Raw genomic sequence first — 13,636 nt, forward strand, 5'->3', positions numbered from 1 at the left:
TCGTCCTAGCTTGAGATGGCCTTGCGGCGTTCGGCGAACGCCCGGCTCAGCACAGCCCGGAGCTTCTCCGCCCCAGGTTCCAATTCCCGTCCGCGAGCCGATGCCAGCGCACCCTTGGCGTGCTCGACCAGCAGGCTTCGATCGTCGATGTACTTCTGCAGAGCCTCGGCGATCGCGTCGGAGTTGCGCTCCGGGATAACAAAGCCCTCTCGCCCGTCCTCCATATCGGCGCCCGATTCAAACGTGGCGACGACCGGAAGCCCAAACGCCATGGCTTCCTGAACAACCCCGGCGGATCCCTCGCCCAGACTTGGGAAGACGAACACATCTGCCCAATCGTATTGCTTTGCCAGTTCATCCGTCTGCAAACGGCCGAGGAATTCAACGCGGTCGGAGTACTTTGCAGTGATTTCCGGACGCAACTTATTGCTACCGGCTATGCGGATCTCCACGGAAGCAGGGTCCAGTTTCTCGATTGCCTGCAAGAGGTACACGACGCCCTTTCGAACGCCGACCGTACCTGCGAAGAAGACGCGTAGCTTGCCTTCCCGGTCCGCCTTTTTCTCTGCCTGCCTGTCGTCAGAACGAGGATGGCCGTGATGATTCAACCACAGGGGATTCGTGTAAGGGCAGAATTGCACGCGATCGTCATCGAAAGAGTAGCTGTCGAGCAAATTGCGCTGCGTGGCGGCAGAGGGACAGAGAATCAAATCGGCAGAACGAAGATCTTTCTCCTCAACCTGCACCATCTCACGTTCGACGTTGTCGTAGTCGCCCGCGTCCTCAAGGAACCAATCGCCGTATCGCCGGAACTCCTCGCGCATTTCGGGAATGAGTTTCTTGATCGGAATGTGCATCTGGTCGAGTACGATGAACTTGTCAGGAAAGACTTCGCGACAAATGTGAGCTGAGAGTGCGAAGCAATACAGCACATTGAACTTGTCTGCCCGCGACCGAAGCAGCCCAGCGATCTCCCGAGAGACCTCGGCATTGATTCGCAGCGAATCCATGATCGTCGCAGCGCGACGACGTTCGCGGATGGACTTCACGCCGCCCCACCCGAGTTGCAGCACTTTCCTGTCGGGCAGAAGCGCCTGGTGACGCGCCATCAGGCTTCCCAAGGCCGGCGATTTTGAGAGTCTTGTCGCCTGGCGAAGTGCGCGATGCCAAGGACCGCGGCAATAAACATCGGTGGCCAGCACATCGAGCAAGTCGGCGCGGTGAAGCATCGTCGGAAGCGCGTAGCTGCGGCGTGCTCCATTCATGTGAACGGCAATTCTCATTGTCGCTTCACTCGATTGGCCACCGCCTGCATGCGTTTGCCCAATCGGAAAATCTTCAGGTACATGCCAAGACCGACGGTGCGATCGAGAACTGCATGGTAATAATCCGGTGTCTTGGGCTGCCATTTGCCCTGCCGGATCGCTTCCTTCTTCAACATCGCGGCTTCGTTGGTCATATCCGCGTGGTGGAAATAGCGGAAGAGTTTCATCACCTGGTGGCGCTCGCACTCGCGAACGAACCCGGCCAGGATCTCATCCAGATCGTCGCGGCCGGCAAAGAAGCGCTTCACCCAATCGGTGATGTGCATGTGCGACTCACCGGTCCGTGAGGCCTTCATCGTCAGATTCCCGTCCCAGGTCTCCTTCTTGATGAAGCACCCGTCGAAGGTGTAGGTCGGCACGCCCTGCTGTGCGGCGGGAATCAGAAGCTCGCGATCCGCGTTGAAAGACTCGATGCGGAAACCACCGAATTCCTTCAGGACCTTGTGCGAGTAGATCATGCCGGACGGCGCAGCGGTCAGTTCGGCGCCGCCCACAGCCGCCCCGAGGATCTGATAGAAGCTGATTTTCTCCAGCTTCGTCGGCGTTCCCTCCAAGCCAACCTTAGCAGGCATCGCGAGGAAGTCTTCCTCAGTCGCCAGTTCAAAGACCTTCCACAGATTGTCGATATCCCCGAAGGCATCGTCGCTGTGGAGGTAGACGATGTAATCGCCTTCAGCCAGCCCGATCGCGCGGTTGTGATTCCCCCAGATGTTCACCAACTCATTGAAGTAGACATAACGAATCCGCGGGTCGTCGAACGAATCGACGACCTCGCGGGTATTGTCCTGACTTGCGTTGTCGATGATCAGAATCTCAAAATCGCCTTCCTGGCGCGTTGCAGAAGAAATGCAATCGGCCAGCATCCCACCTCTGTTGTAAGTGGGAATGACAATCGAGATTTTCGGGTCCTTCACCGGCATGAATGTGCTCTCGGATCAGTTGGCGTCGCGCTGCATCTCTTCGGCAACGTCAGCGATGATCTGTTCGAGGGTACGCTTGGGCACCCAACCGATCGCGCCCTTGATCTTATCGACGCACGGCATGCGGCGCTGCATGTCTTCGAAACCACCGCCCTTGAAGACTTCCTCATACGGGATCGTTCTGATCTCGGCGTCGGACTTCGTGATCTTCTTCACCAGTTCGGCGAGCTGCATGATCGTGATCTCTCGCGTGTGGCCGACGTTGAAGACTTCACCGGTGCAGCCCTTCGTATCCATCAGTGCAGTAACAGCCTCAACAACGTCGTGGACGTGACAGAAGCAACGGCTCTGGTCGCCGGTTCCGTAGACGTAGATGGGCTCGTTGTTCATGGCTTGGCGCACGAAGTTCGGAACCACCATGCCGTACTGGCCGGTCTGGCGCGGGCCAACGGTGTTGAACAGACGCACGACGATGACGGGCAGACGATTCTGCTTCCAATGCGCCAGCGCAATGAACTCATCCAGCGCCTTCGCACAGGCGTATGCCCAACGATGGCGCGTGGTCGGGCCTTCGAGGCGATCGCCTTCCTCGCGGAACGGCACGTCGGTGGACTTGCCGTAAACCTCGGACGTCGAGAAAACCATGGTCTTCTTACGATAGCGCGCAGCGTGGCGAAGAACCGTCTCGGTACCGCCAACGATCGTCTCGATGGTCTGAACGGGTTGGTCCATGATGAGCTTCACGCCGACTGCGGAAGCGAGATGGAAAATCGCATCGGACTCGCGAACCAACTCTTCAACGATCGAATCGTGAAGAACCGTATCGAAGATGAAGCGGAAGCGGCCGTCGGGGCCATATTCCTGGTCCAGATCCTCGATGTTGGAGTAGGAACCCGTCGAGAGGTTGTCCAGGACGATCACGCGATGGCCCTGCTTGAGAAGGTAGTGCGCCAGGTGGCCACCGATGAAGCCGGCCCCACCGGTCAGGAGATACGTCTTTTCTTGCGTTTTCTGCATGGTCTTTCCTCGAATCACGTTGGTGAGTTCTTCTATGAAACTTTCCTAGATCACTTCTTTGTCGCCTGCGCTTCGTAGACCTTCGCCCAAGCCATAAAATCGTAGAACATCAGTAGGAAGCAGAGCACAAATCCCTGACGCTTGTCCAGAAAGCCGAGCCGGAAGAAGTACGCATAGATGAATCGAAAGACGAAACGGAACGGCAGACGCAGAAAGACCTGCTTGAGCCGCCGCTTGATGTACTTCTTCCGATCCAGGTGTTTCTCGCCTTCCTTGAATCCGCCGCGAAGGAACTGCTCGTAAAGGTCAGCCTCCCAGGTCGAGTAGCGATTGTGCTTCTCAACCCAGACGGCGATGCTGGGATAGGGGTAGTGTTTGATGCTGTTCTTCAGCTTGCCCATTTTGCCCTGAAGAATAACGTGCTCGTGAGCCTCGTTATCGCCGGAATTCTGACCAGCCTTTGTGGGCATCTTCTCGTAGCGACCAAGCTTGTGGCGGAACAGCCGAAGCACGCGAAGATCCGCATAGCCGCAGTGCTTGATCTCGCCGCCCATGAAGAAGTAGCGGAAGTGAATATCGTAGCCATCGTACTCCGTGGACTTGATGGCCTGCGCGATCTCTTTGACCAGCGCCTTCGGAACTTCCTCGTCGGCGTCGACAATCAGAACCCACTCGTTCCGGAAGGGAAGATTCTCAAGGCTCCAATTCTTCTTCTTGGGATACGTGCCGTTGAAGTGAAACTGCACAACCTGGGCGCCATGCTGCTCGGCCACTTCCACGGTCTTGTCCGTGGATTGCGAGTCCACAACGAAGATCTCATCCGCCCAAAGCAGACTCTTCAGGTAGCGGCGCAGATTCGCTTCCTCATTTTTCACGGGTACGATGATGCTGACGGGCACGAGCCCCTTGGGCCGCAGCCCGGCAGGGGCCTCGGCCGTATCGGTGTTTGGAGTGGCCTCAGTCACGGGAGCTGTCACTTACGGACTTCTTCTCCATCCTCAGGATTCTCGAACCGCGTCTTGATGGGTACGCATGGAAAGCCGGCGCAAACCATGTTCTCCGGCATATCCTTGGTGACCACAGACCTCGCCCCGATCACGGCGTTCTTCCCAATCCGCACATTCATTGCCACAAATGCATCGGCACAAATCCAAGCCCCCGCATCAACGGAGATCGGCCCGTAGATGAGCGGGAACTTCGGATCCTTGTAGTCATGACTGGCACCGCACAGATGCACATTCTGCGATACAGTGGCTGTATCGCCGATCGTGATCCGGTCGACGTTATAGCAAGTCACACGAGGTGCCAGGCAAGCATGTGGGCCCATGCTGAGATTCCAGGGGGCCCAGATGTCAACGCTTGGATGCACGATTGCGGTCCAATCGATATCGGCCCCGAAGAGCTTTAGAATCAAGACACGGTATCGGCGCAGGATCCTCGGACTGGGCCGGAAGAGCAAGAATCGGACTATCCCCCAAAGGACGCGTCCGAGTTTATTCGCCAGCGAATGTGGACTCGGCTGGTCCGAATCCATCTGGACATTATCCGGGGGGGCGAGATCTTGCAGATTGCTGTCCGGCACCATGGCCAGTGTCCCTCTCTTCTGTGTGCTCAATCGAGCCGGACCTTCGCAGGTGCATCGCCACCGCCGCAAGCCCACTGGCACATTCTGACCATATCCTCTGCGATTATGTCCCACGTATAGGTGGATTCGACGAGTGTTCGCGCTTTTCCAGCCATTTCCACCCGCTCTTCGGCCGACATCTCGAGCAGCTTTCGGAGCCCTGTTTCCAGCTCTTGGGATGTTGGCTGCACCGAAACGGCTCCCCCGGCATCTGCAAGTTCGGGGAAGTTGCAGAACGGGGTCATCAAGATCGGCAACCGACAGGCTGCTGCCTCAAGGAGCGCCATCGGAAAGCCTTCGCTGAAGGATGGAAGGATGAAGCCGTCGGCTGCCGCGAGCGCCTCCCTCTTCTCTTCATGATAAAGCGGGCCGGCAAAGATGATTGAATTGGAAAGGTTTAGGTCCGAAACCAGGGCCTCCATCTGCTCGCGGTGTCCGATCTGGTTGGGGCCTGCGATGATCAGACTCCAGCCCTTCTCCCCCGCCTCTGAGGCAGCCCAGGCCGTGATAAGCGGTTCCAGGCCCTTCTTGGGATGCACACGACTGAGAAACAGGAGCTTATGGCGACCTTTGATCTCCGGGTGACGCTCCTCGAAACGAGCAGCATCGGGCAGGTTCTCGTACTCGGAGAGATTGACCCCATTGGGGATCACCGCCAGCGGGTTTCGGAATCCGAGCGCCCGGACACTGTCCGCCTCAGACTGGCAGAGGACACGGATCGCATGCGCGTGACGCAATGCTCGGTTCTGGAAGGCGAGACCGATCGCCTTCTTCTTCATCCTGGATCGATTTATTGCCCACGGGTCGAGCATCCCGTGTGGATGAATGATGAGGGGGACGCGGCGCCGACGGCTGGCGATATACGCCGCACATCCGGAGTAGGACCAGATTCCGTGACTTGAAAGAATATCGTATGTCTCATCGTGATCGAGGAGATGGCGCTTGAGCGCCGGGGAGTAGCCAAATGCCCGAGGTCCGATATCTGGAAAGGCCGCTACGTCGAGGGGCTTGTAGTGAACGATGTCCTCGTCCGTGAATTGATCGCGGACCGAGCTGAGCTTTACGGGAACGCCGCTGGCGAACACTGCCTGCCACAGCCGTCGCACAGAATGGAAAAGCCCGCCCTGGAGGCGGGAGCAACCGTCGGAGACGACGCGGATTGTTGGGGATTTCGCAGGGGCAGATGTCACAGATCGTATCTGGTCGGCATTGGGATCAAGGCTTGGAATGGGCCGCGGCAAGCTGAGGTACGTGATGATGCTGAGCTCTCCGGCGCCGCCGCCTTGGCCGCCGCAGTCGCGTGGGGTGCATTGCCCAAAGCAGCGGTGGGGCCACGAAAATCAACAAGTACGTCGGGTAGGCCAGCATGTGCGTCTGATCAGTCACCAGAACAACAAGCGATCGGAGGAGGATCGAAACGTAGAAGACTTGGGAGAATACACTCCCGCGGCGAGAGCGCTCCCAAAGAGTCCCCATCACGGCGCCGATGATAATATACACCAGGCAGCCAAACCAGGCGCCCTGTTCGAACGCCACGGCCGGCCCGAACGGGAAGTTGTAGAACTCACGCTGCCAGGAGTAATACTGGACGGTGTTCTTGTCGCGCTGACCGGGATCGAACATCAGTCCCTGCTTGAATTCCTCGCCCACGATGAATCGGGGCACGAACAAGCGAACCATTCCGTTGTAGTAGTCGATCCCGTAACGGTACTGTCCCGATTTTTGTGCGGCTCCGATGATATAAACCCCACCCATGACCTCGACGGAGCCTTCCTCGGAGAACTTCTGCATGGTATCGGCGACCCGGATATTGCGGATCTGACTCCAGTCGCCGCCGATCTGGCTGTGGGCGCGGTACTCAGGAGCAATCACGAAGGCAACCAAGAGGGTCGGCGCTGCCGCGACGAAAACCCATCGAGGAATCGTCCATCCTTTGTAGAAGTACACCACGGTCATGATCATGAGGAGGAAGGCGAGAGAGGAGCCACGCCGTCCGAGGAAAACCATAACCGCCAAGGGAATGATGCACATTGCCGCAAAGGCCAGGTAACGAATGACCTGTGGACGTCGAAGAGCCGAAATAAGAACAATCGCGATGGCTGGATAAAGGAAGGAACCAAACAGGTTAAGAACAACCAGTCCACCTTCCCAGTCTGCCTCGTACGATCCCTCGGCCTTGAACAGGCCTGTCACGCCGCCGCCAGTACGCATGCCCATCATGGCATATGCCCAGACCGCCACGGCGCCGATCGCCAGCCCCACGAGGAAAAGCCGATTGGGATCGCCTGGATTGCCTTCGGTTTTTACCCATCCGGGCCGCGGTCGCAGCGCGTGCCCCAGCCAGCAGGAACCCACGCAGAGGAACGTCATGATCTCTGTCATCAGGACTTCATGTTGAGGCATGGACTTCATGCCTTCACTGAAGAAGGAAGGGACGATCCAGAGCAGGGACACCCAACCAACGAGGAAGGGGTACTGGTACACGCGATTTGGCCGCATGAACCCCCAACAGATCAGGAGAAGGGACTCGATGAGCAGGGCGTATGCAAAGAAATCAACCATGCGAGCGCGCGAAGAGAATTCCGTTCGTTGAGTTTGCGTCCCGATGTCTGAACCTTGGTCGGGCTCTGTGACAACCGGTTTCTCGACTACAAGCAGATAAGCTGCCAGCTTCCGGGCGGCTCACCTGATCCGCAGGAGTTTCCGCCAGGGGATTTGCTGCAAGTCCGCGATTCGCGGGATCACCAGACTGGAGAACTCGATTTCCTCGTGTCGGCAGAACCAGTGCAGCAGCAAGACTGTGCGGGCGGCCTGGGCGACCGAGAAGCCCGCTGCGAGCGCCAGCGCGCCGAGCCAATTGACGAGGCTGACGGCAATAATCGCCGAGGCGATCGCTGCCACCCACATGGACTTCATGCCGTATTGGGGCAGGCCCTTCCCGCGGAATCGCTCATCGATGATCGTGCCAATGCTGATAGAGAATCCTCCCGGCAGCATCACGAAGAAAATCATCACGGACGGAACGAATTCTTTTCCATAAACCAGGGGAATCAGGAAGGGCATCGTGAAAGCCATTCCGATGACCATGCAGAGGAAGCCAAGAAGAATCAGGCGAAAGCGCGCGGCGAAGATGTGCTTCTGGTGATCGCTGCCGGCCAGTTCGGCTTTCGCCGAATCCGTGAAAGCGACGAGACCAAAGGCCTTCGAGAAAGGATTGAGCAACTGCGCGACGGTCAGGGCGACCGCATAGAGGCCCAGTGGGGCCTTCCCCAAGAGCACCGTGGCCAGAAAGCCGTCCAACTGTGTGACCACCAGCGTGCTGTACAAAGCGCCGGCGTATGGAAAGGCGCTCTTCAGGTGTCCCAGATAAGCGAACTCATCGAATTTGGGGAATCCATACTCGCGGAAGATGAAGATCACTCTCAGAATGACCGACAGAACGGTCGCCGACCAGAGCGAGATCAGAACAACAGGAAGCGAGAAGAGCCCCGTCAGCCAGAAGATCAGCAGGAGAGAAATATACAGTGGATAGGTGATGAAACGGAAGAAGCTGTGGCGGCCCCAGGCGCCCTGCCCCTGATCGATCGCCACCAAGTACAGCCCCAGGAGATTACAAGGTATCCAGGCGGCGCCGTAAATGAACGAGAGCCGACGGGCTTCGTCGTCCGGAGGCAGCCCAACCAAATAGATAATGACGGCCAGACCGATGATTCCAATGAACGCCTGAAACAGGGCGAGCGCAACGGCGCGCCCGATGATCCGGCGACCTTCCTCGCGGGTGTTCGTCTTTGCCGCCTCTCGGGCGAGCATCGGAACGAAGCCATACGCGGCCAGCCCCGCAACGATATTGGGATAGAGAATCGCGGTCATGTAGAGGCCGCGTCCCTCCGGACCGAGAAGACGGGCAACAAGAACGCCGGACAGCAATGTTGCGAACTGAATCGACAGGTTGGCGAAGGTGGTGAGCTTGACTGCTCGGAAAGAGAACGCCATCTACTCTGCTGCCTCGCCGGGAGCGGAATCGGAGTCTTTGCGCTTCGCGATCACCTTGGCGGGGACTCCGCCGACGATCGAGAAGGGCGGAACGTCCTTGGTCACTACGGCGCCTGCAGCGACAACACTGCCTCGCCCGACGGTCACATTGGGAAGAATCGTCGCACGCGCTCCGAGCCAGACATCGTCCTCGATCGTCACGGGACCTGGCGTCAGCCCTTGGTGAGAAATCGGGATGTCTGTTCGCTCGATGTTATGATTGTGCGTGTAAATCACAACCCCCGGCCCCATCCGAACGTAACTGCCCACACGAAGCCCGCCGGTGCCGTCGATGACCGAGAAGATGCCGATCGAAACCTCGTCGCCGAAGTGCATTTTCTTCCGACAATGAGGAAAAATCACATAGTCGCGCAGGGCGCATCGATCTCCGAACTCGGCGGAGGCTGCACCCTTGAATCGGACGGAAGGGGCAACGCGACAGTCCTTTCCAAAAGTCACTCGACGATTCGCTAGCGTCCTCAGACGGAGCGTTGTCGCGTGAAACAGTCGGGACAGACTGGGCATACTGCTGCAGCTCCCACAGCGGAGAGGATACGGCTCGAAACTACCGCGAGCGCTTCGCTTCCTGGCGATCCTGCCAGACTTGATCGGTCAGTCCATTGCACTCTTTGTACCATGCCACGAAGCGACCGACGCCTTCGTCCATCCCAGTCACCGGCGAGAAGCCGAGCTTATCGCTGGCGCGCTTGATATCGGCATAGGTCGCCGGCACGTCGCCAGGCTGCATCGGCTTGAACTCCATGATGGGCTCTTTGCCAAGGTGCTTCCCGATTGCGTTGATGAAGTCCATGAGCTTCTCGCTCTGGTGATTGCCCAGGTTGAGAATCTCGTATTTATCGAGCGTGTCGGCCGTCAGCGATGCCTTCACCCCGGCGATGATGTCATCAATGTAGGTGAAGTCGCGCTCCATCTTGCCGTGATTAAACACCGAAATCGGCAACCCACGGGACACGGCCTCGGTGAAAAGCCAGATGGCCATGTCCGGGCGTCCCCATGGTCCGTAAACAGTGAAGAACCGGAGGCCGATCGACTGGAAACCGTACAAGTGCGTGTAGGTATGCGCCATCAATTCGTTGGCGCGCTTTGTCGCGGCGTAGAGGCTGATCGGGTGCTCGACCGAATCTTCCTCGCTGAACGGCATCTTCTTGTTCCCGCCGTAGACGCTGGAACTGGAGGCGTAGACGAGGCGGGGAAGCTCCGCCTGTCGGGTCGCTTCGAGGATACTCAGGAAGCCTTCCAGATTCGACTTCTGATAGGCGAAAGGATTCTGCAGCGAATAGCGGACGCCCGCCTGCGCTGCCAGATGGCAGATCGTGTCGACCTTTTCGGTCCGAACGATCTCCAGAAGTCGAGCATGTTCTGCCACGTCGATTTCGTAGCCGACGTACCCCTCGCGCGCCTCGAGCAAATCGTGGCGGGCACGCTTCAGAACGACCGGGTAGTAGTCGTTGAAATTGTCAACGCCAACGACTTCGTGACCGTCATCAATCAACGATTGAGCGAGGTGGAATCCGATAAACCCGGCCGTGCCGGTAACCAGAACTTTCATGACGTCAGGCCTTACGGACCTTGTCCGATGGCGAGCCGCCCAAGGCGTTGCGTGTGTCGACAACGAGCTTGGCGACCTGCGCGAGCTTGTCATGATCGACGGCCTTGTGGGCCGTGCAGATCACCACGGCATCGTACTCGCCGGCCTTCTCGACGGGCACGCTCTTGCGACCAGTCAGGTTTGGGTGCTCGCGGTTTTCTTTGATCTCAGGGATGAACGGATCGTGATAGTCCACAACCGCGCCGGCCTGCTCGTACAGCTCGATCAACTTGAGCGTGGGGCTCTCGCGCATGTCGTCGACGTCAGATTTGTAGGCCAATCCGACCAGCAGCAGCTTGCTGCCTCGCAATGCCTTTGCATGTTCGTTCAGCGACTCCATGGTGCGCTGCACGACATAGTAGGGCATCTGCGTGTTAATCTCGCCGGCCAGTTCAATGAACTTGGTCGGCATATCGTATTCGCGTGCCTTCCAGGTCAGATAGAATGGATCGATTGGAATGCAATGACCGCCCAGACCGGGACCTGGGTAAAACGGCATGAAGCCGAACGGCTTGGTCTTGGCCGCGTCGATGACTTCCCAGATGTCGATGCCCATCTTATGGAAGACGACCTTGAGCTCGTTCACCATCGCGATGTTGACGCAGCGGAAGATGTTCTCGACCAACTTGGTCGCTTCCGCCGCGGCGCAGGAACTGACGGGAACAGTGCTGACGACAACGGCATCGTAGAGCGCTGTCGCGATCGCGAGGCCTTCCGGCGTCATGGCGCCTACCACCTTCGGGATCGTTGAAGTAGAGAACTTGGCGTTGCAGGGATCTTCGCGCTCCGGGGAGTACGCGAGGTAGAAGTCGTCGCCTGCCTTCAATCCGGAGCCCTTCTCCAGGATCGGAAGCATGACCTCTTCGGTCGTCCCTGGGTAGGTGGTCGATTCGAGGCAGACCATCTGGCCCTTGCGCATGTGGGGCGCCACGGCCTCGCAGGTCATCTCGATGTAAGACATGTCCGGTTCACGATTCCGCGTCAGAGGCGTCGGCACGCAGAGGAGAATCGCGTCGCACCGGGTGACCAGCGAGTAATCGGTGGTTGGGTGGAAACGGCCGGTGTTCTTCAGCTCTGCGATCGAATCGTTGGAGATGTGCTTTATATAGGAGCGTCCGTCGGCGAGGCACTCGACTTTTTGCGGATCGATATCGAAGCCTTCGACGTCAAAGCCCTGGCGGGCGAACTCGATGACAAGGGGAAGCCCGACATATCCAAGGCCGACGACACCGACGATTGCCTTCCTCTGCTGAATCTTTGCAATCATCTCGTCGCGTGCGCTTGCGGAAACACTCTGGGTCATTGCTGAAGATCTCTTTCACTAAAGGACTTATTGTCTCACATTTGCGGACAGGTGTCTCTCAGATCCGCGAGAGGACGGCACGATCAACCCTGTCTGAAACCCCTCAATTCGGGGTCGCGGGCGCTCGGCGTCAACGCGGATTACCGCTGTCCGAGAGGGAAGCGGTCCAATTCAACCACAGGAACGTGGGGGGTCAGCGCCAATCGGTCGGATTAAGCCAGATTTTCTCGATCCAACCAACAACCTGAAGAAAGGCTGGCAGGGCCAGAAGTAGGCTGGCGAAGAGAATCAGCCCCGTCACCCACGGGGCCTGCTCCTCGAATACGGGACGCTCCGGCGCCGATCCTCCGGAACGGGAGGCGGAAGTGCGACTGGAGGATTGTGGATCCGAGGTCTTCATACCGAAAACATGATTCCGCGAGGGCCATGCTGTCAACACTTGTTCATGGCAATTTTGACAAAAGTCCATTTCCCAGATCGAGTCATTTCCGGCTTTGAGGGGCTAAACCGCTATTCCATTCTGCATTTCTACTTCAACGAACCTGCATATACAGCTTCAGATGTCGAAAACTGGGGATTTTGGAGGTTATTCGTTGGATCGCTATTCGCTCCGATGGTCAAAACAGCATGTTCTACATCACTCTGTTGGAGGCATTCATGTCCGCTTTTCATTTGGGATTGGTAATCAAGCGACGGGCGATCTTAGCGTTTTCATTCATCTTCTCACTGGCAATCTTCTTCTCCCCCACCTCCGCATCGGCGCACATGGATCTCCTTTCGCCGGATGGCACGGCGACTCTCCACGGCGGGCAACTCGTGGATATCGATTGGAACGTCTACATCTCGCACGGTCCAGGCTACATCGACGTGGAATTCTCCAGCAACGATGGCGGGAGTTGGACGCTGCTTGAGGGCGGAATTCCTTACACCGGAGCAGCCGATCAGTACGGCAGCATCCTTTGGCAAGTTCCGAACATCGATACGGCCCAAGGGCGGATTCGGGTGACATATTACGCAGATGGCGGGGGAAGTTATTACAACGGCCAATTCTCCGGCCAGAACGACCCGCAGTTAACGATCGCCAGCACGACGCCGACTACGTCTGCGTTCGAGGAAGGCGTCGACAGTTACTCCGGGACGCGCGACACGACGATCTACGAGGCCGGCGACCTCTCAAATGGCGGTGGCCAGCATATCTTCGTCGGGAACAATAGTTCCTCTTCCGCGCGACGCGGCTTCCTGGCTTACGATCTCTCCAGCATTCCCCCAGGCTCAACGATCCTCTCGGCAAGCCTGACGATGACCGTGTCGATGGATCCGTCCTGGGAAACGACGACGACCCAGAAGCTCCACGTGGCGACGACCGATTGGGGCGAGGGCACCGTGGATGCCCCCGATCCGGAAGGCAACGGTGCAACCGCCCAAAACGATGATGCGACCTGGTTCGAGGCAAGAAAGGGCGGTGTCGATTGGATTACGGACGGTGGCGACTACATCGGAACCGAAAGCGCCTCGGCAGACGTCAATAACTCGGCCGTTGGCAACACGATCACCTGGACCAGCGCACAGATGGTTGCCGACATTCAGGACTGGATTGACGGATCGACCTCGAATTACGGTTGGATACTGATCGGCGATGAGGGTTCTTCCCAGAACGCGATCCGGTACTACTCGTCCGAATCCGGCGCGGCGGATGGATCGAAGCCTCATCTGTCTGTAACTTACGAGAGTTCCCTCGCGAATGTCGAGAATTGGCAGGCCTACTGACCGAACTCCATGAGAGTTTCGCATTTCCCGGCGGGGGCT

The 13,636-nt window shown here is 57.9% G+C and carries 13 protein-coding genes; 1 reads left to right on the forward strand and 12 read right to left on the reverse strand.

The window, feature by feature from the left end:
• Positions 1-5: 5 nt before the first annotated feature.
• The 12 genes from KQI84_00875 to KQI84_00930 form a co-directional block, all read right to left on the reverse strand.
• Positions 6-1,283 carry a glycosyltransferase family 4 protein gene (locus tag KQI84_00875; protein MCB2153412.1) on the reverse strand — a complete coding sequence of 426 codons (1,278 nt, stop codon included), beginning with the start codon at positions 1,281-1,283 and terminating at the stop codon, positions 6-8.
• Entirely contained in the window at positions 1,280-2,245 is a 966-nt protein-coding gene (locus KQI84_00880; protein MCB2153413.1) for a glycosyltransferase family 2 protein, read from the reverse strand. The genes KQI84_00875 and KQI84_00880 overlap by 4 nt, the downstream gene beginning before the upstream one ends.
• A gap of 15 nt (positions 2,246-2,260) precedes the next feature.
• A complete protein-coding gene (locus tag KQI84_00885; GenBank protein MCB2153414.1) occupies positions 2,261-3,262 on the reverse strand; it encodes a GDP-mannose 4,6-dehydratase in 1,002 nt (333 codons plus the stop codon).
• Between the two features lie 50 nt (positions 3,263-3,312).
• Positions 3,313-4,161, reverse strand: a complete 849-nt coding sequence (locus KQI84_00890; GenBank protein ID MCB2153415.1) for a glycosyltransferase family 2 protein — start codon at positions 4,159-4,161, stop codon at positions 3,313-3,315.
• Positions 4,162-4,235: 74 nt separating this feature from the next.
• A complete protein-coding gene (locus KQI84_00895) occupies positions 4,236-4,877 on the reverse strand; it encodes a putative colanic acid biosynthesis acetyltransferase (GenBank protein MCB2153416.1) in 642 nt (213 codons plus the stop codon).
• Entirely contained in the window at positions 4,874-5,992 is a 1,119-nt protein-coding gene (locus KQI84_00900; protein ID MCB2153417.1) for a glycosyltransferase, read from the reverse strand. The genes KQI84_00895 and KQI84_00900 overlap by 4 nt, the downstream gene beginning before the upstream one ends.
• Positions 5,993-6,101: 109 nt before the next feature.
• Positions 6,102-7,289, reverse strand: coding sequence for an oligosaccharide repeat unit polymerase (locus KQI84_00905; protein MCB2153418.1), 1,188 nt, complete (start codon positions 7,287-7,289; stop codon positions 6,102-6,104).
• A gap of 279 nt (positions 7,290-7,568) precedes the next feature.
• On the reverse strand, positions 7,569-8,879 hold the full coding sequence (locus tag KQI84_00910) for an oligosaccharide flippase family protein (protein MCB2153419.1): 1,311 nt from the start codon (positions 8,877-8,879) through the stop codon (positions 7,569-7,571).
• Positions 8,880-9,254: an acyltransferase gene (locus KQI84_00915; GenBank protein ID MCB2153420.1), complete on the reverse strand. Its 375-nt coding sequence runs from the start codon at positions 9,252-9,254 to the stop codon at positions 8,880-8,882. It abuts the gene before it with no gap.
• Positions 9,255-9,483: 229 nt separating this feature from the next.
• On the reverse strand, positions 9,484-10,488 hold the full coding sequence (locus KQI84_00920; protein MCB2153421.1) for a GDP-mannose 4,6-dehydratase: 1,005 nt from the start codon (positions 10,486-10,488) through the stop codon (positions 9,484-9,486).
• Between the two features lie 4 nt (positions 10,489-10,492).
• Complete coding sequence (locus KQI84_00925; GenBank protein ID MCB2153422.1) at positions 10,493-11,830, reverse strand: nucleotide sugar dehydrogenase; 1,338 nt, start codon at positions 11,828-11,830, stop codon at positions 10,493-10,495.
• A gap of 193 nt (positions 11,831-12,023) precedes the next feature.
• Positions 12,024-12,230, reverse strand: a complete 207-nt coding sequence (locus KQI84_00930) for a hypothetical protein (protein MCB2153423.1) — start codon at positions 12,228-12,230, stop codon at positions 12,024-12,026.
• 257 nt (positions 12,231-12,487) lie between these two features.
• On the opposite strand from KQI84_00930, the gene KQI84_00935 reads away from it, so the two are divergent.
• The gene (locus KQI84_00935) at positions 12,488-13,597 is read left to right on the forward strand and encodes a DNRLRE domain-containing protein (protein MCB2153424.1); all 1,110 of its coding nucleotides are present in this window, start codon (positions 12,488-12,490) and stop codon (positions 13,595-13,597) included.
• The last annotated feature ends 39 nt before the right edge of the window (positions 13,598-13,636 follow it).

This window comes from bacterium (genome assembly GCA_020444065.1).
Lineage (GTDB): Bacteria > Sumerlaeota > Sumerlaeia > SLMS01 > JAHLLQ01 > JAHLLQ01.